This is a genomic window from Acinetobacter sp. ANC 4558, from assembly GCF_002135375.1.
Taxonomy (GTDB): domain Bacteria; phylum Pseudomonadota; class Gammaproteobacteria; order Pseudomonadales; family Moraxellaceae; genus Acinetobacter.
This window is the reverse complement of sequence record NZ_NEGH01000005.1, coordinates 26,192-47,928: the sequence shown is the minus strand read 5'-3', so window position 1 is coordinate 47,928 and position 21,737 is coordinate 26,192. Positions and strand designations below refer to the sequence as shown.

19 protein-coding genes are annotated in these 21,737 nt (G+C 34.8%); 12 read left to right on the top strand and 7 right to left on the bottom strand.

Annotation, left to right across the window (positions count from 1 at the left end):
* Window positions 1-121 precede the first annotated feature (121 nt).
* Window positions 122-754: an alpha/beta hydrolase gene (locus B9T31_RS07615; RefSeq protein ID WP_086181362.1), complete on the bottom strand. Its 633-nt coding sequence runs from the start codon at window positions 752-754 to the stop codon at window positions 122-124.
* A 122-nt stretch (window positions 755-876) separates the two neighbouring features.
* Between B9T31_RS07615 and yaaA the strand changes: the two genes are divergently transcribed.
* Window positions 877-1,659, top strand: a complete 783-nt coding sequence (gene yaaA / locus B9T31_RS07610; protein WP_086181361.1) for a peroxide stress protein YaaA — start codon at window positions 877-879, stop codon at window positions 1,657-1,659.
* A gap of 67 nt (window positions 1,660-1,726) precedes the next feature.
* Here yaaA and B9T31_RS07605 read toward each other — a convergent pair whose 3' ends face one another.
* Both B9T31_RS07605 and B9T31_RS07600 read right to left on the bottom strand, forming a co-directional pair.
* On the bottom strand, window positions 1,727-3,157 hold the full coding sequence (locus tag B9T31_RS07605) for a cryptochrome/photolyase family protein (RefSeq protein WP_086181360.1): 1,431 nt from the start codon (window positions 3,155-3,157) through the stop codon (window positions 1,727-1,729).
* 145 nt (window positions 3,158-3,302) lie between these two features.
* Complete coding sequence (locus B9T31_RS07600) at window positions 3,303-3,785, bottom strand: FKBP-type peptidyl-prolyl cis-trans isomerase (RefSeq protein WP_086181359.1); 483 nt, start codon at window positions 3,783-3,785, stop codon at window positions 3,303-3,305.
* 275 nt (window positions 3,786-4,060) lie between these two features.
* Here B9T31_RS07600 and B9T31_RS07595 point away from each other — a divergent pair, with 275 nt between their 5' ends.
* Window positions 4,061-4,882 carry a PhzF family phenazine biosynthesis protein gene (locus B9T31_RS07595; RefSeq protein WP_086181358.1) on the top strand — a complete coding sequence of 274 codons (822 nt, stop codon included), beginning with the start codon at window positions 4,061-4,063 and terminating at the stop codon, window positions 4,880-4,882.
* A gap of 485 nt (window positions 4,883-5,367) precedes the next feature.
* A complete protein-coding gene (locus tag B9T31_RS07590) occupies window positions 5,368-8,130 on the top strand; it encodes a M16 family metallopeptidase (protein ID WP_086181357.1) in 2,763 nt (920 codons plus the stop codon).
* Window positions 8,131-8,214: 84 nt separating this feature from the next.
* On the opposite strand, the gene B9T31_RS07585 is transcribed toward B9T31_RS07590, so the two are convergent.
* Window positions 8,215-8,610, bottom strand: a complete 396-nt coding sequence (locus B9T31_RS07585; protein ID WP_086181356.1) for a DUF3144 domain-containing protein — start codon at window positions 8,608-8,610, stop codon at window positions 8,215-8,217.
* Window positions 8,611-8,717: 107 nt separating this feature from the next.
* On the opposite strand from B9T31_RS07585, the gene B9T31_RS07580 reads away from it, so the two are divergent.
* Entirely contained in the window at window positions 8,718-9,350 is a 633-nt protein-coding gene (locus B9T31_RS07580; RefSeq protein ID WP_086181355.1) for a hypothetical protein, read from the top strand.
* Between the two features lie 59 nt (window positions 9,351-9,409).
* Here B9T31_RS07580 and B9T31_RS07575 read toward each other — a convergent pair whose 3' ends face one another.
* Window positions 9,410-10,870 (bottom strand): CYTH domain-containing protein, encoded by a 1,461-nt coding sequence (locus B9T31_RS07575; RefSeq protein ID WP_086181354.1) that lies wholly within the window; start codon window positions 10,868-10,870, stop codon window positions 9,410-9,412.
* A gap of 231 nt (window positions 10,871-11,101) precedes the next feature.
* Here B9T31_RS07575 and B9T31_RS07570 point away from each other — a divergent pair, with 231 nt between their 5' ends.
* The 6 genes from B9T31_RS07570 (at window position 11,102) to rapA (ending at window position 18,120) form a co-directional block, all read left to right on the top strand.
* Window positions 11,102-11,479: a DUF962 domain-containing protein gene (locus B9T31_RS07570; protein ID WP_086181353.1), complete on the top strand. Its 378-nt coding sequence runs from the start codon at window positions 11,102-11,104 to the stop codon at window positions 11,477-11,479.
* A 305-nt stretch (window positions 11,480-11,784) separates the two neighbouring features.
* A complete protein-coding gene (thiE, locus tag B9T31_RS07565; protein WP_086181352.1) occupies window positions 11,785-12,405 on the top strand; it encodes a thiamine phosphate synthase in 621 nt (206 codons plus the stop codon).
* A gap of 32 nt (window positions 12,406-12,437) precedes the next feature.
* Entirely contained in the window at window positions 12,438-13,745 is a 1,308-nt protein-coding gene (gene hemL, locus B9T31_RS07560; protein WP_086181351.1) for a glutamate-1-semialdehyde 2,1-aminomutase, read from the top strand.
* A gap of 62 nt (window positions 13,746-13,807) precedes the next feature.
* Window positions 13,808-14,227: a GlcG/HbpS family heme-binding protein gene (locus tag B9T31_RS07555; RefSeq protein WP_086181350.1), complete on the top strand. Its 420-nt coding sequence runs from the start codon at window positions 13,808-13,810 to the stop codon at window positions 14,225-14,227.
* A gap of 266 nt (window positions 14,228-14,493) precedes the next feature.
* Window positions 14,494-15,138 (top strand): RluA family pseudouridine synthase, encoded by a 645-nt coding sequence (locus tag B9T31_RS07550; RefSeq protein ID WP_086181349.1) that lies wholly within the window; start codon window positions 14,494-14,496, stop codon window positions 15,136-15,138.
* A gap of 141 nt (window positions 15,139-15,279) precedes the next feature.
* The gene (gene rapA / locus B9T31_RS07545) at window positions 15,280-18,120 is read left to right on the top strand and encodes an RNA polymerase-associated protein RapA (protein ID WP_086181348.1); all 2,841 of its coding nucleotides are present in this window, start codon (window positions 15,280-15,282) and stop codon (window positions 18,118-18,120) included.
* Between the two features lie 223 nt (window positions 18,121-18,343).
* On the opposite strand, the gene B9T31_RS07540 is transcribed toward rapA, so the two are convergent.
* Together B9T31_RS07540 and fabR are read right to left on the bottom strand one after the other, a co-directional pair.
* The gene (locus B9T31_RS07540; RefSeq protein WP_086181347.1) at window positions 18,344-18,634 is read right to left on the bottom strand and encodes a hypothetical protein; all 291 of its coding nucleotides are present in this window, start codon (window positions 18,632-18,634) and stop codon (window positions 18,344-18,346) included.
* Between the two features lie 55 nt (window positions 18,635-18,689).
* Window positions 18,690-19,367 (bottom strand): HTH-type transcriptional repressor FabR, encoded by a 678-nt coding sequence (gene fabR / locus B9T31_RS07535; RefSeq protein WP_086181346.1) that lies wholly within the window; start codon window positions 19,365-19,367, stop codon window positions 18,690-18,692.
* A 154-nt stretch (window positions 19,368-19,521) separates the two neighbouring features.
* Between fabR and B9T31_RS07530 the strand changes: the two genes are divergently transcribed.
* The gene (locus B9T31_RS07530; RefSeq protein WP_086181345.1) at window positions 19,522-20,586 is read left to right on the top strand and encodes a flavin reductase family protein; all 1,065 of its coding nucleotides are present in this window, start codon (window positions 19,522-19,524) and stop codon (window positions 20,584-20,586) included.
* Window positions 20,587-20,600: 14 nt separating this feature from the next.
* Window positions 20,601-21,695, top strand: coding sequence for a fatty acid desaturase family protein (locus tag B9T31_RS07525; RefSeq protein WP_086181344.1), 1,095 nt, complete (start codon window positions 20,601-20,603; stop codon window positions 21,693-21,695).
* The last annotated feature ends 42 nt before the right edge of the window (window positions 21,696-21,737 follow it).

Below are 21,737 nucleotides of genomic sequence, written 5' to 3'. Positions count from 1 at the left end.
TATCCATATATTTTTTAAATTCAATTTTACAAAAGAAAATGACAGTATTATTTTTTTCTTGATCGTTATTAAATTTATCGCTATCACCCTGCACGAATGTGAGAGTGATAGCTGATGAGACTTAAGCGATTGCTAAGAATCTGGTAATCGCAATACGTAATTGTTTTAAATAACCAGTAAAGAAATGGTTTGCACCTGGTAAAACAGTCACTAAGTGGCGCTGAGGCTGAGCCCAAAGAATTAAATCTGAAAGTAGTGTGATGTCATCCGATTCACCATGAATAAATAAGATATCTCCTTGTATTTTAGGTGTTTCATAATGACGAATGTTGGCTACAGTTGCTGTAGGTAAACCACATAGAATAAGCTGTTTTGCTTGTAGAGGAGCCGGCAGGGCGGCATAAGCCTTTGCCATTACATGTGCACCAAAGCTAAAACCGCCAGCGTAAAAAGTTTTTCCAAGATGCTTTGAACGGGCATATTCAATCGTTGCCAGAGTATCTTCAGTTTCACCATAGCCTTGATCATGGGATCCATCACTTTGGCCAGAATCACGAAAACTAGGTCTATATACAACACAACCACGTTCTAAAAACATTTGGGCAAGTAATGTCGGAACTTTATGGTGAGGTGTACCACCTTGCAAAGGGTGCGGATGACAAACAACAGCAAATCCTTTTATTTCACCTTGCGGGTAATCCACAAAAATTTCAATTTTTCCAACAGAACCTTCAATAAAAATTTGCTCAGACATAATTTAAAACAGATAAACAGGAGAATGATTATTTTACCGATAACACTTAGTTAAAACATAAATTGGTATTAAAATAAGTCTACTGTTATAGTCTGATTAGTTATTTTTTCATCAGGTTCTTTATGCTTGCTCTTATTTCACCCGCAAAAACGTTAGATTATGAAACATCGTTACCGAGTGATCAATTTACCCTACCAAGATTAATTGACCAATCTGAATTGTTAATTAATGATTGTCAAAAATTATCTGCAACTGATATTTCAAATTTAATGACTGTAAGTGAAAAAATTGCTCAATTGAATGTTGCAAGATTTCATGATTGGCAATCCGATTTTAATTTCTCCAATGCTCGTCAGGCAATATTTGCATTTAAAGGTGATGTATATACAGGCTTGGATGCATATAAACTATCAGAACAATCTCTTAAGTTTTCACAAGAACATTTACGTATGTTGTCAGGCTTATATGGACTATTACGGCCATTAGATTTAATGATGCCATATCGTTTAGAAATGGGAACAAAATTAAAGAATGATCGTGGTCATAACTTATATGAGTTTTGGGGGGATCGAATTACTCATTTAATCAATGAGGATTTAGCACACACACATTCAGAATTATTGGTCAATATCGCTTCAGATGAATATTATAAATCTGTAAAAGAAAACAAAATTAAGGCAGATGTGATTAAACCTGTTTTTTTAGATCAGAAAAATGGTCAATATAAAGTCATTAGTTTTTATGCAAAAAAAGCAAGAGGATTAATGGCACGTTATATTATTGAAAATCAATTGAGTACAGTGGAAGATTTAAAAACCTTCAATGTCGATGGCTATTATTTTGATGCTGAAAGTAGCTTGAAAGGTGAGCTGGTATTCAAGCGAGATGAGCAGGGAGCTAAATAATTTTATATTTTAGGGGTATATTTTGCGAGTGTACCCCTCAAACTTTCACTCAGAATAAAAAAATGATTTAGATCCCTTTAAATGTATCTAATGCTCTTTGTCTGCTTTGCTTTAAATCAACAATAGGCTTTGGATAAGCTAATTCAAGATTTGAATTTTTGGCATAGGGTTCATGAATGAATTGATCATCTAAATTTGCCAATTCTGGCACCCATTGTCGAATATAAGATCCTTTCGGATCAAATTTTTGTGATTGACTAATAGGATTAAAAATACGGAAATAGGGTACAGCATCTGTGCCTGTAGAAGCACACCATTGCCAGCCACCATTATTTGCCGCTAAATCTCCATCAATTAAATTCTGCATGAACCATTGTTCTCCTAGTCGCCAATCAATAAGTAAATTTTTACTCAAAAACATTGCAACAATCATTCGTACACGATTATGCATCCAGCCAGTTTTTAACATTTGACGCATCCCTGCATCAACAATAGGAATGCCTGTTTGTCCAAATTTCCAGGCTTCAAAATCTTCAGGTGAGTGACGCCAAGTAATTTTTTGAGTGTTGAGCTTAAAGGGTTCATGTTTCGATAAGCGTGGAAAGTCAAATAAGATGTGTTGATAAAATTCACGCCAAATTAACTCATTGAGCCAAGTTTGTTGACCTTCATTTTGTATTTGAAAATAACCATCTGTAGTTTTGAATAAAGCATTTATACATTGGCGGATTGAGAGTATTCCGCAATTTAAATACGGTGAAAGTAGACTGGTATGATTGTTATTTGGTAAGTCCCTTTCTAAATGATAGTTTGATACATCATGCTCGATAAACTGATTCAGTTGATTGAATCCTAGATTTTCACCTACATCCCATTGTTGTTGATTTTTGATTAAATGAGTTGCAATATTCAGCTGTTTTAAGGTTGGGACTTGAAGATTAAAGGTTTGCTTTAGATGATTCTCATGCTGTTTTTTGGGTGATGGAAAGGGCTGTGGAATTGATATTACGAGTTGCTCGATACATTTCTTTTTAAATGCACTAAAAACTTGATAGGGGTGATTCGAATGATTACGTATGCTACCTACTGGAAATAGTGTTCGATCGTGGTAAAGCACTAAATCTTTGTGTATGTGATTTAATGCTTTTTGGACGCGCGCATCACGTTTAAGCTCGTTCCAACCTAAGTCGATATTCGCATGTACATTTTCAATGTAGTGCTTTTGACAAAAGGTTGAAATAAAGCGAGGAATATCTTTCCATAAAGGGATAATTTCAATATGTAGGGGAATATTAAGAGAATGAAGTTTTTGTTTTAAGTCATTCACTTGTCTGAGATAAAAATCAATTTTAATTGGTGCATCATCATGCTGTTTCCATTGTTCTGGAGACAAAATAATCAGACCAATGGTTGGGTTTTCTCGGGTTGCATACCAGAGCGCTGTATTGTCTAAAGTACGTAAGTCTTGTCTGAACCAGATCAAAGATTGATTTTGCATTATTGATTAATCATTCACAGTAGCTTTTTTATTCTATAAATTATTTGTACTGAAGTCTGTTGATATTTAATAATAAGTATCATTATTTAAAAGTTTATCAATAAAAAAGGCTAAGTTTAACTTAGCCTTTTTGATCATAAAGACCTTAGTGGTGATGACCACCCGCACCATGTACATGACCGTGCTCTAGTTCTTCTTCTGAAGCATCACGGATTTCTACGATTTCAACTTCAAAAGTTAAATCTTGTCCAGCAAGTGGGAAATTCGCATCTACAACGATATTTTCACCTTCAACTGCTTTAACAGTTACAATTTGAACACCATCATCAGTTTGAGCTTGGAATTGCATACCCGCTTGGATATTTTCAACGCCTTGGAACATTTGAGCAGGTACTTCTTGAACAAGTTCAGGGTTATATTCACCATAAGCTTCAGCAGCAGGAATCGTAATCGTGAATTTTTCACCAACAGTTTTGCCTGCTAATGCTTTTTCAAGTCCTGGAATGATGTTACTAGCACCATGCAAATATGCAAGTGGTTCACCTTGAGATTGGTCGAGAGTTTCACCCTCTGCGTTAGTCAATGTGTAGTGGAATGAAACCACGTGGTTATTTGCAATAGCAGTCATGTTATTGATCCATTTCGATTATAAATAGTCAGCATAAAGGCAAACGCCTTTTGTAGAAATCATCTAAAAAATTACTACAAATTTATGATGTTTTACCCATTATGGGGATGATACAGATTAATTCAATATTTTCTTATTTTTTTCGCTTGTTTTTTACAATATATCTAAATTTTTTTTATTTTCATCTTTATTTTTGCTAATTATCTCTTCATTGTGTTGAGCGTATAGATAATACGTGAATGTATATCGTTAAAGAGTGAGTAGGGTTTAGTTCAATGAATATGTACCAAGTTGATGCATTTACACAAGAGTTGTTTCGTGGTAATCCAGCAGCAGTATTGATTTTAGATGAATGGTTAGTACCAGAAATTATGCAGCAAATCGCTGCCGAAAATAATTTAGCAGAAACGGCATTTGTGAAAAAAATTGATCAGGAAAACTATGCAATTCGTTGGTTCACACCAACCAACGAAGTTGATTTTTGTGGTCATGCAACATTAGCCAGCGCTTTTGTTTTATTTCAAAATGATATTGAGATTAAAACAATACAATTTCATGTGAGTAAACTCGGTATTTTTACAATTACACAAGAAGAGGATGGGAAAATTGTAATGAATTTTCCAATTCGTACTGCACAATTGATTGAAGACTATCCTGATTTATTAAATCAAGCATTTACGAAACCTTTTAAAAATGTGTATTTGAATGCCCAAGCTTATATTATTGAATTTGAAAATGCCCAAGATGTACTTGATGAACGTCCAAATTTGGAACTACTTAAACAATTAGGAAAAATAAGAACAGCAATCACAGCAGATGCTTCAAATTTAGATGTCGCAATTACCGCAACATCACAACAGTATGATTGCGTATCGCGCTATTTTGCCCCTGCGAATGGCATAGATGAAGATCATGTTACTGGATCCATTCATACAGGTATTGTGCCATTATGGGCTGAAAAGCTTTCTAAGCAGAAAATTTTGGCATATCAAGCTTCATCACGTGGTGGTGAGTTATATTGTGAGTTATTAGAGCACAATCGAATTGAAATATCAGGTTATGCACGTCTGTATTTCAAAGGTGAAATTTATCTTTAATTGAGGATGTCATTGATTAATTTATTGAACGTGCAAAATACAATTTTTGTGCGTTTAAATACTTAAATTTCAAATTGATGATGAGATAGAAGTAGTACAAAATAAAATTCTGTCGCTTATTCGGTGATTGAAAATGAATTTTCAGTACTTGACGTTTAACTATTGAGTATATTGTTACGAAAAATATTGAGGGTAGATGTCAATTCATTTAAAGCACGCTGTTATATTTTTGTAATAAAATGTCTTAAATATCAAGAAGAGTATGAATAATAAATAAATTCTCATTAAAATAAATAAAGGTGATTATCAAATATGAAATTGAATTAAGTCATATTCAACTGTAATCAAATCATGATTAGGTATACAGGTCGTATATCATTTACTTTTATTGTAAGAAAATAATAAAAGGTGAGTAATTTATTTATCTTTTCTCCATTTTTGTGGAGGAGGCTAGTATAAATATTGCTTAACTTTTTGGAGCATCCATGATCCTTCGTTTTAACCCATTATTTATTTCATTCTTAATACTCGGGGGGAGTGTTTCAGCATTAGCTCAACCTGTGCTTGTTAAATCGGAACAAAAAATTGAAGAATATCGATTAGATAATGGTTTTAGGGTAATTTTGGCACCGAATGAAAAAGAAAATAAAGTGTATATGAATACTGTATATTTGACAGGTTCATTAAATGATCCAAGTGGAAAAAGTGGTTTAGCACATTTACTTGAACATTTAGCATTTAAAGGAACAGTTAATGTTCAAGGTGAAGAGTTTCAAAGACGTTTAGATCAATTCACGCTTTCAAATAATGCTAGTACAGATTTTTATGCCACTAAATATATCAATATTATTCGTCCAGAGCAGTCTGCAATTAATGAGTTGATTCATTTAGAAGCAGAACGCATGGATAAACTTGTATTACAAGAAAAATTTGTGCCTGCTGAAATTGATATTGTAAAGCGTGAACGTGAAGTTCGTATGGATCAGCCGTTTGCAGTCTTGATGAATCAGGTTTGGCAATCTGCATATGGAAATCAATACTTTGGTCGTTTGCCGATTGGTGAGTTAAACGAATTACAATCGATTAATATGCAAGAATTAAATCATTTTTATAAAACATGGTATGCGCCAAATAATGCAGTGATGATTATTGCAGGAAAGTTTAATAAAGCTGAAGTTCTTAAAGAGGTAGAGCAGCAGTTTAGTTCTATTCCATCGCGTTCAATTCCAGCACAAGTCAATGTCCCTCAATTAGATGCGGCTAAAATCAAAAATCGTCAATTCACGGTTCAAAAAGGAAGTGATTTGGCGAAGTTTAATGTGTATTTAAATGGCACAAATTCATCAATTAAAACGTCATTGGCAGTATCTCCATTATTGTATACCTTACAACCAAGTGGTCATTTATATCAAAATATGGTGGAAACTGGTGTTGCAACCAATGTTTTTTCTTCAACTTATTTAGATAAAGATTTTAATATGTTGTTTATGGGCGCTGTATATGGTCCTAATCACAATGCAAAAGATGTTGAAAATGCATTAATTGCCGGTGTAGAAAAAAATCAAAATTTTAATCTAACTGAATTAAATCGAGTTAAAAGTTTAATCAAAAATGCTCAAGACAGTATGTTTGTAAATTCATCTGCTGTTGGTGCTATGCTGAGTGATTATGTGGTATCTGAAAAAGGAAATTGGGCTAAATATTTTGAACATCAACAAGATTTACAACATTTAACGGTTGATCAGGTTAACCAAAGCTTAAAAAGTTTTGTAAAACCTGAATATCGTATTGAAGGAAGCATTCTACCTACGCCAGAAGATCAAAAAAAGGCCTTGCAGCAGCAAGTTATAGAGCAAAAACCAACCTTAGATCAGAACAATGATCAACCTGAACCCTTGAAAGATATTAGTACATATCAAAATGAAATTGCACAAAATTTAATTATTTCAAAAGCATATTTAGAAAATACTGAAAAGAAAATTCAGCGTGGGAAATTAAAAAATGGTATGCAGTATGCCTTGTTTCCCGTACATACTCGCGATGATAAAGTCTATGCATCTATTCAGGTCGATTTTGGCACGGCAGAATCGTTATTCAATAAAGCAGAAGTTATTGATTTAACAGCTTATTTATTATTGAGGGCATCTCATCAATATAGTTTACAAGACATTGCCGATAAAATGATTGATTCAAATGGAAGTGCTTCGGTATCTGCAAATGACAATGGAATGAACATTGAGATTGTGGCAAAAGAAGATAAATTTGATGATTTCTTTAAATTTATTATCAGTGTTTTAAAAAATCCAAAATTTGAACAAACTCAGTTTGATTTAATTAAATCTCAAATTTTATCAAGCTTAGATCGCCCTTATACTGAACCTGAAACTGTGGCAGGTTTAACGATGTCTCGTATTGTTGAAAAATATCAAGCAGGAGATTTACGTTATCATTTCGAACCAGATCTTGCCTTAGAACAATTGAATAATGCAACAAATGATCAAGTAAAACAGTTGTATAAGCAGTTTTTTGCAATGAATAATGCACAAATTGCGATTACTGGGAATTTTGATGCAAACAAGATGAAAAAGATTTTAAATAAAGCATTTGGTTCTTGGCGTAGTCATGAAAAATATGCTCAGTTAGATTCTTCCTATCAGGCATATCCAGCACAACAAATACATGCTTTAGCAGAGCAGCGTGAGTTTGGTAGCTATATTAGTTTACTCACTTTTCCGATTGGGGCGGATAATCCTGATGCGCCTGCAATGATTGTATTGGGTAATATCTTAGGAGACTCACAACTTTCATCTCGTTTAGCGAAAGAATTGCGTGAAAAAAACGCCTTGGTTTATGGTTTTGGTAGTTCTATTAATTTGAGTGAATCCCAAGAATCAGGTGCTTTGGGCATTAATGCACGTTATACCGCTGGAAAATCGGCACAAGTTTCTCAATCAGTACATAAGGTTTTTAAAGAATTGTTAGACAATGGTGTGACAGAGCAAGAGGTTGCGGCAGCAAAGGCAGATATCATGAAAAAACGAGTGACGGCCTTGGAAGATGAGCGTCGTATTCATCGCATGTTGTTACCACAGTTAAAGTACAATAAAGATCTGTACTATCGTGAAAAGCGTGATCAGGATTATGCCAAGTTAAGCAAAGCTGATATCGATGCAGTCATTAAAAAATATATAAAACTAGATGGTTTGGTTGAGGTTATGGCGGATCAATATGGTCAACCTCAATCTTAAATGAGATGGTTGTATTGACGCTTTAAATTGAGCCAAGATATGTAAAAATCCCTTTAGGAGGGATTTTTACATATGGATTATTTTTTAATGATCATGTGGATGGCTGTGTTTGTTGGTATGAAATTCTTCATTGTGACGGAAGCGAAGGTAGTTTTCGAATTGTTCACAATATTCATCATAATTATCCTCTAACATCATTTGAAATTGCTGAAGAATGTATGACATGACTTGGTCTTTGGCATCTCGCATTTCATTCCCATCTTTGAAGTTATTTGCAGCAACCCATGTATTAAATCGAGCAGCTGCAAACAGCATAGAGGCACTTACTTGACCGCGTTTTTCAGTTGGTTGCTCTTGGCTTCCTTTTTCTACACGGCAATATTCATTTGCTTGTTTGATAAATTCATCTGCACGTTCAAAAAATGCAGCGTTTAAAGCTTCTTCTTCGGTGACGTCAGTTGCTTCAATCTTTTGAACCATGAACTGTTCCTAGCATAAAAATTTAGATTTGCATTATAGGCAAAGCCTTGCCGAAACTAAACCTTTGCTTTAATCTAAAATAGCCTAAGCATATTATGGATGATCCCATGCAAGATGCAATTGCTGTTCAAAGTTTAAAAAGTGATATCTCACTTCTACGTCAAAATATATGGCCACCCACTCAACTTGCCCATGTGGAAGGCTTACCTATTTATTATGGAATAAAATCTGAAGTTGAAGAATATTATCAACAATGGTCGGGATTAATTGAAAGAGCACAAGATTTATTTCAACCGTTTATGGAAGATGAAGTACTTGATGCGATACATTTACCGAATCATTTAAACTTACCCTTATTTTATTTTTATGTAGATCGAATTCGTATTAATAAAACACGCGCAAAAGAGTCTAAAACTTTTAGAGGTGTTGCAAGTTTAATTGAAAAGTGTGGACAGTTTGAGCCTGAGCAACTCACTGCAATGCATCATTGGTTAGAAAGTGATGATACTGCTGCACTTGTGGCACATCGAGAATTTATAGACTTGAGAACTTATGTTTTTCAGCATGGACAAAGTGATTATACTCGGACACGATTTTATGTGAATGGTATTGTGCTTAGTGTTGAAGATGATTTTAACTTAATCGATGCACGAGATAAGCTGCGTAAACAACGCAATGATAGTTATAGCGATCCTTTAGCAGATAATCAGATGTGGAAAGTGTTTGGTAAATATCGCTAATTACAAAATAGATGATCATCTGATTTAAATGATTGTTTCAAATCAGATGATCAAAAAAATTATTTAATAAATTTACGGCTTACCATAAATTGCTCCGTTGCTTCGATGAGTTTTTCTGCATATATCTCTTGTTTTGCAGTTAACCAGCCAAGCACAAACCAATCACTTGCTTCAAGTTCAGTTTGTTGAATATACAGGGCAGAACTTGCCAAAACTTGATATTCTTTTGCAGCCAGTTGAGCATCATTGAGCGCTTTACTGTATTTTTGCAAGTTTTTTACATCATAGATAGATGTCAATATTGGAAAAGAAAACTTTAATTCACGTATGTGTGTGGACAGTAAATCTAGACTTTCAAATTGACCAATATTGGCTTGATTTAGGCTCTCTTGGAGTAATTTATATTGATGGTGCAGTGTCGTTTGTGCGTACCACTTTAAATCATGAGTTTGCTGAGTAATTACTGAGTTTAAACTAAAGGTAAACAATTCTAAAAAATGATGAACATTTAAAGTTGACTTGACCAAATTGTTGAGCTTTTCACTGGCATATAAAATATCTTTTTCAAGCTGTGTGGTTGTATTTGGATTTTGTAAAAATGTTCCTAAAGTATCTTTCATTTGTTGAAAATGTTTTAAATTTTCAAATTGCTGTTTAAATGCTTGAAGTTGATAACCCCATTTGTCTGAAATATCTGAACTCCAGTCTTTAAACAAATGTGTCGTTAAATATAAATGTTCTAGGGCGAGTTCGGCTTGATCAAAATGTTCTTGTTGGGCAACCCCAGCAGAAATTGCAGCAATATTGGGAAGTAAATGTTGTAGTTGTTGCGTAACTAATAAACGAACATTTTTATCTGCTGAATCTTTTTTAATCAGTTGAAAATCTTTACTTAAAGTTGCAGGGCTGACTGTTAAATTACTTGCAAGTAAATGACCAATTTCAGCTTTGCTACGAACATCTAACCACAGTTGATATTTTTTGACCCATTCAAAACTAAATGCAAGTAGGGCGTGTAAGGTGCCCTGTTGTAATTCAAATTCAACTTCATGGACGTCGATTTTTTGTGTAAGCGTCTGAATAAAGCCAATATCTAAACTCACCTCAATTTCTGTTTGATCAAAGCTTAAAACTCGACGGGTTCTTTGAATATTTGTTTCAAATTGCAAGTTGAGTTCCGAAAAATTAGCACCTAAAGCTTGATTTAAAATAGATTGGGCTTCAGATTTAGTCTCATAGATCGAAAGATCTAAAAGGGGAGGCTGCGCTAATTCACCTAAATCATAGTTATGTTCAAAACGTTCAAGATGATTTTTTCCTGCTGCTTTTAAAGTTTGTATCCAGCGTGTACCTTCAAGACGTTGACGTAGAGCAATACCATTTTTTCCTAGTAGTCTTTCTGGCGTATCGTAGTATTTAGCTTGTAGTTGAATCGTTTCTGATTTTTTCGGATCTAAAGCTTTAAGTAAAGCATTACGACGTGTTTCAGGAATCTGAAACTTCAATTCGATTTCAACCATGTGTATTGTTCCAATAAAGTGATTAAATCAAAAATAATCAATGCAAGCACTAGAATTTGTCATCATTTATTTTTTATTCAAAATAGTCAGCAGGAAAGTATGCTGATCAGAGCAAGTGAATTGTAGCGGAAATCGGTTTTTATGTAAGGCTTGCTGAGATAAGTTTGTTTGAGATGGCTTTAATTTAAGCAAAGAATCGGTTAACGTAGAAAATATAAGAAGGAGAAGATGATGAGTACAGATCTAGAACCTAAGCGAATTATAGAAACTGAAATGAACTTTAAGTTGCCAGTTAAAAATTATCATGAATTTTATCGTTTTTATTTAACTGAACATCGCAATATTATGAACCGTAGATTGCATTTTTTAGGAAGTTCAATTGGTCTTTATTATATTACGAAAGCGATTAGACAGCGTAAAGTAAGATATCTGGTCTATGGCTTAGTATCGGGATATGCTTGTGCATGGATTGGGCATTTTGTATTTGAAAAAAATAAACCCGCAAGCTTTAAACAACCAATATATAGTTTTATTTCTGATTGGAAAATGTTTGTAGATATTTTGAAAAATAAATTGAGTTTAAAAAACATGGATTTAGATAAAATTTAGTATTAGGAATAGGATGAAAGTGATTGCGGAAAGATACTTATTAAACGAATAGATCGAAAATAGAAAAAATAAATGAAAAAAAAAACGTATTATTGTAGAAAAATAGGGTAAAGTAATATGACATCAATATAGATTGATGAAAATATAACCGTTTTCCAAACCTAGAGACTTATTTCTCTAGGTTTTTTTATGAAAAAATAAAAGTGAAAACACATCTATAAAATGAATGATTTTTCAGGGTTGAAACGATTTTTTTGTCAGAGTTATGAGATAATTAGGCGATTGCTAAAATTCTGGTAAATAATATGCGTGGTTTATATCTCATTACAAATGATGATGCTTTAGAGCTATTGCTGAACAAATTAAAAGTTGCTTTTGAAACAGGCGGTGTAGCGATATTGCAATATCGACGTAAAAAGGTGAGTAAAGAAGATCAAATTGATGAAGTTCAAAAAATTAAAATATTATGTGAAAAATATAATGTTCCTTTTGTTGTTAATGACGATTTAGCGTTGGCTGAAAAATTTGGTTTAGGAGTTCATCTTGGGCAAGGTGATGGCGAAATTTCAGATGCTGTTGCCCGACTGCCGAAAGATGTGATTATTGGACGCACTTGTTTAAACTCGATTGAACTTGCTCAAAAAGCTATTGTAGATGGTGCAACCTATGTTGCATTTGGTGCAATTTATGCTACTGAGTCTAAACCCGAAGCTGGTAATATTGGTTTAGATGTACTCAAGCAGGCTTCACAAATAATTCAGCGTCCAATTTGTGCCATTGGTGGTTTAACGGTTGAAAACTCAAAAGTCGTGATTGAATCTGGTGCTGACCTTTGTGCTGTGATTAGTGATATATTAGCGTTAGAAGTGGAAGATATTCCAAGTCGTGTACAGGCTTGGAAAGCGTTATTTATAGAGCAAATTTAGTTTTAAGATTTGATATTGAGTTGAGTAGATTCATGAGCCTGTCTCCAAAGCAAGAGCAATTATTTAAACAAGCAAATAAGCATATTCCTGGCGGAGTAAATTCACCAGTACGTGCATTTAATAGTGTTGGTGGCACACCAGTATTTATAGAAAAGGCACATGGTGCCTATTTGTATGATGTGGATGGAAAACGTTATGTAGATTATGTAGGTTCATGGGGACCTATGATTTTGGGACATGCGCATCCAGCAATTATTAAAGCTGTACAAGATGCTGCTGTTGATGGTTTAAGCTTTGGTGCACCAACAGTGCATGAAACAACTCTAGCAGATGTAATTTGTGACATTATGCCATCAATAGAACTGGTTCGAATGACAAATTCGGGTACAGAAGCAACAATGACTGCAATTCGATTAGCGCGTGGTTATACAGGTCGAGATAAAATTGTAAAATTTGAAGGTTGCTATCATGGTCATTCAGACTCATTATTGGTTAAGGCAGGTTCAGGTTTATTGACATTAGGTGAAGGAGAAGCAACTTCCGCAGGTGTTCCAGCAGATTTTGCTAAACATACCCTCACATTGCCATATAATGATATTGCGACTTTAAAAGAATGTTTTGCAAAATTTGGTTCAGAAATCGCAGGTGTTATTGTTGAACCTGTTGCTGGAAATATGAATTTAGTTAAGCCAATTGATGGGTTTTTACAAGCAATTCGTGATGTGTGTGATGAATACGGTTCCGTTTTTATTATTGACGAAGTGATGACAGGCTTCCGTGTCGGTTTGGGCGGGGCACAAGCGCATTACAATGTGAAGCCAGATTTAACTACATTGGGTAAAATTATTGGTGCGGGTTTACCAGTAGGAGCTTTTGGTGGTAAACGTGAAGTAATGGAGTGCATTGCGCCACTAGGTCCTGTTTATCAAGCTGGAACATTATCAGGCAATCCACTTGCGATGCGTGCAGGCATTGAAATGTTTAAACATTTACGTGAGCCAGGATTTTATGAAAAGCTGACTGTGCAATTGGAAAAATTATTGATTGGTTTGCAAGCAGCAGCAGATGAAGTGGGTATTCCATTTAAAACCCAGCAAGTGGGTGCTATGTTTGGTTTGTATTTTACCGATCAAGAAGATATTACAAGCTTCGATTCAATGTTAAAATGCGATGTTGCTGTATTTCGTCAATTTTTCCATGGTATGTTAGATCGTGGTGTGAATTTGGCACCCTCTGCATTTGAAGCAGGTTTTATTTCTGCGGCTCATTCAGATGAAGATATTGCATATACAATTCAAGCAGCAAAAGAAACCTTTATTGACATTCAGCAATCGAAATAATCACAAATTGAAAAGCCTGTAATAAACATTATGGGCTTTTTTATGATCATAGGGAAATTGAGATGAAAACAAAACATTATTTAACATTGGATGATGCAACCATTATTTTAAATCATGCACATCAATATGCGATTCAACAGAACTTTAATGTCAGCATTGCCATTGTAGATGAAACGGGGTGCTTATTAGCCATGAAACGCATGGATGGCGCTTCACCAATGACGGCAAATTTATGTTTAGAAAAAGCAAAGTGTTCTGCAATTAGCCGTCGACCATCTGGTGTATTTGAAGAGATTATTCGAAATGGTCAAATGGGTTTTTTAACGTTAGAGACATTGAATGGAATGTTAGAAGGCGGTGAACCGATTTTATATGAAGGGCAATTGGTGGGTGCTGTTGGTGTGTCGGGGGTGAAGTCGGGGCAAGATGCAGAAATTGCACGATACGCGATTCAACAGTTTTTAGCTCAAAACCTCTCTTAACCGATTAAAATATCAGACATACTGGTATTTTTTTGTTATGAATATTTAAAAATCATCACTTAATTTTAAGGAAATAAAGTGATGATTTGATAAAGCGATTGATAATAGGTGAGATTTAATAAAAATAGGTGTGTATATGTTAAAAATAAGTACAACAGAAAAATAAATTAAAAAAAGATGCCTTAATTTATATTTATAGATTGTAATTCCGCTTTAAGATTTTTATTATTGCCGGCTTGTTTTTATGATCTGCTTGGAAGTGAACTGTGAGTAATTTTCTAACTGAACATCTCATACATCGTGATGATGATTTTATCGTAATTCATAAACCAGCAGGTATCTTAACAGTTCCAGGAAAAACTGAAGATTTACAAGATTGCGTGATTAATCGGTTATTAGAAATAGAACCCAGAACATTATTAATTCATCGTTTAGATCGTGATACATCTGGTATTTTAGTTTTTGCATTATCTAAATTTGGTCAAAATCGCATTTCACGACAATTTCAAGAGCGACAAACCGATAAAACATATCAAGCTATTGTCGTAGGAACATTAGATGGGGAGGGCACTGTTGATGTGCCTGTAATCTATGATCCGACACGGCCTCCATTACATATTGCCGATCCAACATATAAAAAATCTGCATTAACGCATTGGCAAGCAATTGAACATTTTAAAATTCAAGGTCAAGCAGTTACCCGTGTGAAATTGACACCAATTACGGGACGATCCCATCAATTACGCGTCCATATGCAATTTTTAGGTCATCCTATTGTCGGGGATACATTATATGCAGCATTACAGGACCAAGAATTAATGTCTCGTCTATGCTTACATGCTGAAAATTTAAGTTTTTATCACCCTAAAACAGAAAAAGAGATACAATTTCATTGCCCTGTACCATTTTAAGCTAAAAAGCTTAAATAGTTTTAAAAACGCTCACTTTTTGGTGAGCTTTGTGTCAAAATATAGTGCTTAAAGATGTGATTTTTTGTTCCTATGCGAGTTTAAGTGTTGAGCAAAAAATTGATCGATAACTTCGAAATAAAGGTGGAAAAATTGCAGCAGTTTGCTATTGGTCAACGTTGGTTATCAGACACAGAAACGGAACTTGGATTAGGAGTTCTAATTGATGTAAATGAACGATCAGTCAGCATTTTATTTCCCAAAAGTGATGAAACTCGTGTCTATGCACGAAGCAATGCACCTCTATCTCGTATTATTTTTAATACCTCTGATGAGTTACAAGATCAAGAAGGCAATCAGTGGACAGTTGAGTCTTTAGAGGATCGTCATGGTGTTGTCCGCTATAATGTTATTCGTACATTAGAAGATGGCTCTGAAGAGCGTAAATCTTTAAATGAAACACGAATTGGTGCAACCATTCAACTCTCTAAGCCTTTAGATCGACTGTTGGCAAGCCAGGTTGATTATAAAGAGTGGTATGATTTGCGTATAGAAGCGATGCAAATGCAAGCGAATATGCAGACTAGCCCATTACGAGGACTGATTGGTTCACGTGTAGGATTAATTCCACATCAATTATATATTGCACATGAAGTTGGTAAGCGTTTTGCTCCTCGTGTTCTCCTTGCAGATGAAGTTGGTTTAGGTAAAACCATTGAAGCAGGTTTAATTCTTCATCAACAATTAAAAACAGGTCGTTCTGAACGTATTTTAATTTTAGTACCAGATTCTTTACAATATCAGTGGATGATTGAAATGCGCCGTCGCTTCAATCTAGAGTTTTCTTTATTTGATTTAACTCGAACAGCATCCATTAAAGAGCATGATCCAGATCAAAATCCATTCTTAACTGAACAACGGATTATTGCATCGATCGATTTAATGATTGACCATGATGATTTACGAGAGCAAGCATTAGAAGCTGGTTTTGATTTACTGGTTGTGGATGAAGCACATCATTTGATGTGGAGTGAAGAAGATGGCGGTAATGATCGTTATGATCTGATTGAAGAACTCGCTCAGCAAACAGCAGGGGTACTTTTACTGACCGCAACGCCTGAACAATTAGGGGTGGAAAGTCATTTTGCGCGGTTACGTTTACTTGATGCACAACGATTTAGTTCTTTAGATCGATTCTTAGAAGAAGAAGAGCAATATCAGCATACGGCTAAAATTGCTGAAATTTTAATGTCAGATCTTCCCTTAGAAGAAGGTCACATTACAGCGCTTGAACAGCTACTTGGACATCGTATTGATGATGAACCTGAACAGCGTTTTCGTGCAATTCATGAATTGTTAGATCGACATGGTACTGGACGTATTTTGTTTAGAAATACGCGTGAAGCAATTCAAGGATTTCCAGGTCGAGATTGTCAGCCTGCACCACTGACAACCCCTGAATCTTGGCCAAGAGAAGGGAAGTTACGTGAACAAATGTGGCCTGAAGAAGCGCAATTAGATGGTGCTTGGATGGAACATGACCCACGCGTAATGTGGTTAATGGAACGTTTACGTACAGATCTGAAACATAAAAAAGTATTGCTTATAGCACGTAGTGGACCAGTCGTTGAAGCATTAGAAAATGTTTTACGCTTACATGCAGGTATTCGTACAGCAATGTTCCATGAAGCAATGAGCTTACTAGAACGTGACCAAGCGGCTGCATATTTTGCTGAAGATTCTTATGGCGCACAAATTCTATTATGTTCTGAAATCGGTTCGGAAGGTCGTAATTTCCAATTTGCATCCGATTTAATTTTATTTGACTTACCAGCTAACCCTGATGTACTCGAACAACGAATTGGTCGATTGGATCGTATTGGACAAGAAAATCGAATTCAAATTCATGTTCCTTATTTGGAAGGAACAGCGCAAGAACGTATGTTCCGTTGGTATAATGAAGCTTTAAATATCTTTACAAATATTTCTCCAACAGCACAAACATTACAAGAAAACTTTATTGTTGATTTAAAAGATTGTTTATTGTCAGATTTAGGTCAAAAATTTGAAGATTTGCTTGAAAATGTTAGTGTGCAACGTGAAGCTTTAGAAGCAGAGTTACAAGACGGGCGTGATCGTTTGCTTGAATATAATTCTTGTCGTCCAATTGTGGCTCAAGAAATTGTACAAGCATTAGAAGATTATGATGATAATACAACTTTGCCTATGTTTATGAAACGCTTTATGGCGGCAACAAACATTGATTTTGATGAGCAAAGTAATGGCACAGTAATCATCAAGCCAACAGATCAAATGCAAGTCCAAGGTTTAACGTTGGATGAAGAGGGAATGACGGCAACATTCTATCGGGATCAAGCACAAATTCGTGAGGATGCTCAATATTTAACTCTTGAACATCCGTTCACAGAAAGTGTGATGGAAATGATTACAACCCAAGGGTTTGGGAGCACAAATGTAGCAGTTTTAAAATCTGCAGCATTACCACAAGGGTCGGTATTGGTTGAAATATGGTTTAAAGTCGATGTTGTGGCACCTAAAGCATTAAATTTACCTGCAAGTTTGCCACAGCAATTAATTCGTGTTGTTTTAAGTGAAAAAGGGCAAGATTTATCAAATAAGATTGCACCCGAAATTTTAAAACCTTATTTACATCATTTAGATGGCAATAGCTGCCGTCAAGTAATTAAAGCTCGTCGTAATATAATCGAAGAGCGTTATGCTCAAGCGCTTGAAATTGCTAAAACGTCTTTGCCAAATTTTAAGCAGCAAGCGAAGGAAATATATTCAAGTAAATGGCAATATGAAATTGACCGTTTAACATATTTGAAGCAGTTTAACCCAAGTATTCGTGAAGATGAAATTACACGATTACAGAAATTCCAAAAAGAAGGTGTGACCTTATTGGATGGTTTATCTGTTACCCCTGAGGCAATTCAGGTGATGGTTGTTGTTAAGCCATCATAAAAAATAAAAAGCACCTTCGGGTGCTTTTTATTTGAATGATTTATTTTTGATAGAATATAAAGTCATGAATATCTTTAAAGATATTTTTATATCAGAGATTATTGCTCAAGTTTATACAAATATTAATTGAGCTTAAAACCATCATTTTTGATCTTAATTATTTTGAAAAATACAGGTTAAATATGTATTGAATTATTCTTGAATATCCCTAAGATTTTATCGTTTATTCATTAAGAAAGTCTTCAAATGCTTGCCAAACTTTATCAGTCACTAATGTTGCTCTATGGTTATTTGGCTTAAGTCCCATTGTTTCAACTTCGATATAAAGAAAAAACTCTATAATTTGGGCTTTAGATGCATTTTCTTCAGCAAGAAAATCGAGAAGATCTCCAATATAAGCATCATACTCATCATTCATATCCTTATTTTTTGAAATCCCGATCGGATCCCAATCATTGAGTAAAATATGATGTAATTGTTGGATGAAAAAATCACTTTTCTCTTCAGTATTCATGAGCTTAATCCTATCAATCTAGCTAATATTCTAATCTTTATTTTAAGACGAATGATTAAATTTTAGTTTCATCTAAATGACGTGCACCTGATAAAATCATGCGAATCATGATCATTGTTTGCTCTGCTGCTTCTTTACGCTCAGTTGGTTTCATATCAATGACTTTAGCTCCCATATTAAAAACAAGCTGTGTAATGGCCTTGGAAACTAGGTCTGGGTGAACAAGTTTGCTGTTATTTAGACGTTCTAATCGAATTAAGTCTTCTTGTAATTCTTGTTGAAAATAATTAAGTTGGTGTTCAACTGCATGTTTATAAGACTTTGAGCCTGTATAGCCCTCTCTTAGCAATAAGCTTAGATTACCTTCATCTGCATTTAATTGTTCTATAAATACCTCAACCGAAGTTCGAATAATACTACTTTGATGTGATGCTTTCATCCGTGCTTCAAGCAGAATTTGACGTAAGACTAGACCTGATCGTTCGATCAGTTCAATCGCAAGTTCATCAATATCTTTAAAATGACGATAAAAACTATTTGGCGCAATGCCAGCCTCACGAGCGACTTCTCTTAGGCTCAAGGAAGAAATACTCTTTTCAGGACCAATTAAATTTAATGCAGCTTGAAATAGTTCTTCTTTGGTAATGGTGGCTTTTCTACCCGCAGTTCGTGTAATTGGTTTTTCGTGAACTTCTAATAATTCATTGAGATTAGCGTCATTGCTAGTTTTCATCGGTATTGTGTTCATCCCAAATATTATGCATTAGCTTATTAGTAGTATAGCGAATTGCGCTCAAATTTGAAATGTTTAGAAACAATACACGTATATATACAAATATATATACATGTGTATAATAATTAAAACTTCTACCACGTGGTATTCGATAATGCATGTAATCGAAAAGTCAACATCTCCTATCTCATTTTTAGTTGATACAGTTTTTGATATACATTCAACTAATTTCTGGCTGCAAAAGCTAAATCCCTTATGGTCTGTAAATCAGGCGTTAGGTAAAATTATTAATAAAGAAAAAATTGCGCAAGATACAGTTAGCTTAACAATTGAATTTAATCGTAAATTTAAGGCAGGGCAGGCAGGGCAACATCACCCTGTTTTTGTCGAAGTTGATGGCATTCGTTATGAAAGAACCTATAGCTTAACTCATTTAGATGAACATAAAATTTTATTAACCGTAAAGCATGTGGCAAATGGAAAAGTGAGCGGTTGGTTGGTTGAGCGCGCTCAAATTGGTGATATTTTAGAGTTTGGGCAACCTTATGGCGATATGCTGATTCCGACACAACAATCGATTATTTTGTTGGCTGCAGGAAGTGGCATTACTCCAATGTATAGCCTTATGGCAGCAATGATAAAATCTAACACACTTCAGCAAGTGAAAGTTCAGTTGAAATACTGGGTAAAAAAGAAGGAAGATTTTGCCTTTAAAACTCAGTTTGAAGCATGGGCTGCACAATTTAACAATTTCACTTTTGAGTGCTTTTTTACTCAAGAGGAAAATGCGGATGCGAGATTAAACCACAGTCATATTCAAAACTTAAATGCTTTATCTGAAAGCGCAGTCTATGCCTGTGGTCCATCTGGATTTGCAGCGCAGGTTGAGAGCCTTTGTTCAACGGCACAAATTTTGAAAACTGAGGCATTTAGCATGAGTCCTGTGCTAAATGATGATATTGGCTTTGTTAATATTACATTGACACAATCAAATAAAGTTATCTCAATTCCTAAAGGGCAATCTATTTTACAAGGCTTGGAGCAACAGAACGTGAAGCCAACCCATGGTTGCCGTATGGGAATATGTAATAAATGTGCTTGTAATAAAGCTGAAGGCTCAACAAAGAATCTTGTTAATGGCGCACAAAATAATGAGCCAGGTAATGTTTTAAAAATATGTGTCAATTCAGCTCAAACTGATCTAATTATTGATTTATAAGCGAGTCATACATCATGAATATGCCCATCAAAACGCAGTTTTATAAAAACCCAAAAAATCGCGAATTAAATCATATAGAGTTAGATGAACTTGCTCGTGAATTAGATGCGATTAAACAAGAAGTACTTGATGATATTGGTGAGAAGGATGCCAAATATATTCGCCGTGTATATTCTACAGTTCGTTACTCTGCTATTGCAGGACGCGCATTATTATTTGCAGGATGGTTCCCACCAGCATGGGTATTAGGTACAGGTTTACTTGGTTTTTCTAAAATTATGGAAAATATGGAGCTTGGTCATAATGTCATGCATGGTCAATATGATTGGATGAATGATCCAAAATTTGATGGTCCAAGCTATGAATGGGATATTGTGGGTACAGCAGATAATTGGCGTCAAACGCATAATTATAGACATCATACCTATACGAATATTCGTGGTATGGATGATGACATTGGTTATGGTTTGGTCCGTTTGTTTCCTGAACAACGCTGGAAGCCTTTTTATTTATTCCAACCTATTTACAGTATTCCATTTTGTTTATTATTCCAATGGGGCGTTGCGGTACAAAATTTAGAATTGGGTAAAGTCTGGAAAGGGCGAAAATCTAAGACGCAAGCGAAAGAAGAGTGGCGTCCAATGCAGAAAAAAGTAACGAAACAGTTATTTAAAGATTATGTTTTTTTTCCATTGATTGCCGGCCCAGCAGCATTACCTGTATTGGCGGGTAACTTTGTGGCGAATGGCATTCGCAACATTTGGACATTTAGTATTATCTTCTGTGGTCATTTTACCAAAGATGTGGAAGTATTTCCAAAATCTGTTCTTGAAAATGAAAGCCGAGGACATTGGTATATGCGTCAAATTCGTGGGTCTTCTAATTTGACAGGATCTGAGGCTTTTCATATTCTTACAGGGCATTTGAGCCATCAAATTGAGCATCATTTATATCCCGATATTCCAGCGCGACGTTATCGTAAAATGGCACCTAAAGTTGAAGCGGTATGTAAGAAATATGGCATAAACTATAATAATGCAAGTTTATTCAAGCAATATGGAAGTGTGATTAAGCGCATTGCGAAATATGCATTTCCATTTAAAAAATAAAATATATAACTGAATTTAAAATACTGCGATTATTCGCGGTAT

What these genes read in the sequence shown, in the direction of transcription:
- B9T31_RS07615 (WP_086181362.1), bottom strand. Translation starts at nt 754, where the DNA reads ATGTCTGAGCAAATTTTTATTGAAGGTTCTGTTGGAAAAATTGAAATT.
- yaaA (WP_086181361.1), top strand. Translation starts at nt 877, where the DNA reads ATGCTTGCTCTTATTTCACCCGCAAAAACGTTAGATTATGAAACATCG.
- B9T31_RS07605 (WP_086181360.1), bottom strand. Translation starts at nt 3,157, where the DNA reads ATGCAAAATCAATCTTTGATCTGGTTCAGACAAGACTTACGTACTTTA.
- B9T31_RS07600 (WP_086181359.1), bottom strand. Translation starts at nt 3,785, where the DNA reads ATGACTGCTATTGCAAATAACCACGTGGTTTCATTCCACTACACATTG.
- B9T31_RS07595 (WP_086181358.1), top strand. Translation starts at nt 4,061, where the DNA reads ATGAATATGTACCAAGTTGATGCATTTACACAAGAGTTGTTTCGTGGT.
- B9T31_RS07590 (WP_086181357.1), top strand. Translation starts at nt 5,368, where the DNA reads ATGATCCTTCGTTTTAACCCATTATTTATTTCATTCTTAATACTCGGG.
- B9T31_RS07585 (WP_086181356.1), bottom strand. Translation starts at nt 8,610, where the DNA reads ATGGTTCAAAAGATTGAAGCAACTGACGTCACCGAAGAAGAAGCTTTA.
- B9T31_RS07580 (WP_086181355.1), top strand. Translation starts at nt 8,718, where the DNA reads ATGCAAGATGCAATTGCTGTTCAAAGTTTAAAAAGTGATATCTCACTT.
- B9T31_RS07575 (WP_086181354.1), bottom strand. Translation starts at nt 10,870, where the DNA reads ATGGTTGAAATCGAATTGAAGTTTCAGATTCCTGAAACACGTCGTAAT.
- B9T31_RS07570 (WP_086181353.1), top strand. Translation starts at nt 11,102, where the DNA reads ATGAGTACAGATCTAGAACCTAAGCGAATTATAGAAACTGAAATGAAC.
- thiE (WP_086181352.1), top strand. Translation starts at nt 11,785, where the DNA reads ATGCGTGGTTTATATCTCATTACAAATGATGATGCTTTAGAGCTATTG.
- hemL (WP_086181351.1), top strand. Translation starts at nt 12,438, where the DNA reads ATGAGCCTGTCTCCAAAGCAAGAGCAATTATTTAAACAAGCAAATAAG.
- B9T31_RS07555 (WP_086181350.1), top strand. Translation starts at nt 13,808, where the DNA reads ATGAAAACAAAACATTATTTAACATTGGATGATGCAACCATTATTTTA.
- B9T31_RS07540 (WP_086181347.1), bottom strand. Translation starts at nt 18,634, where the DNA reads ATGAATACTGAAGAGAAAAGTGATTTTTTCATCCAACAATTACATCAT.
- fabR (WP_086181346.1), bottom strand. Translation starts at nt 19,367, where the DNA reads ATGAAAACTAGCAATGACGCTAATCTCAATGAATTATTAGAAGTTCAC.
- B9T31_RS07530 (WP_086181345.1), top strand. Translation starts at nt 19,522, where the DNA reads ATGCATGTAATCGAAAAGTCAACATCTCCTATCTCATTTTTAGTTGAT.
- B9T31_RS07525 (WP_086181344.1), top strand. Translation starts at nt 20,601, where the DNA reads ATGAATATGCCCATCAAAACGCAGTTTTATAAAAACCCAAAAAATCGC.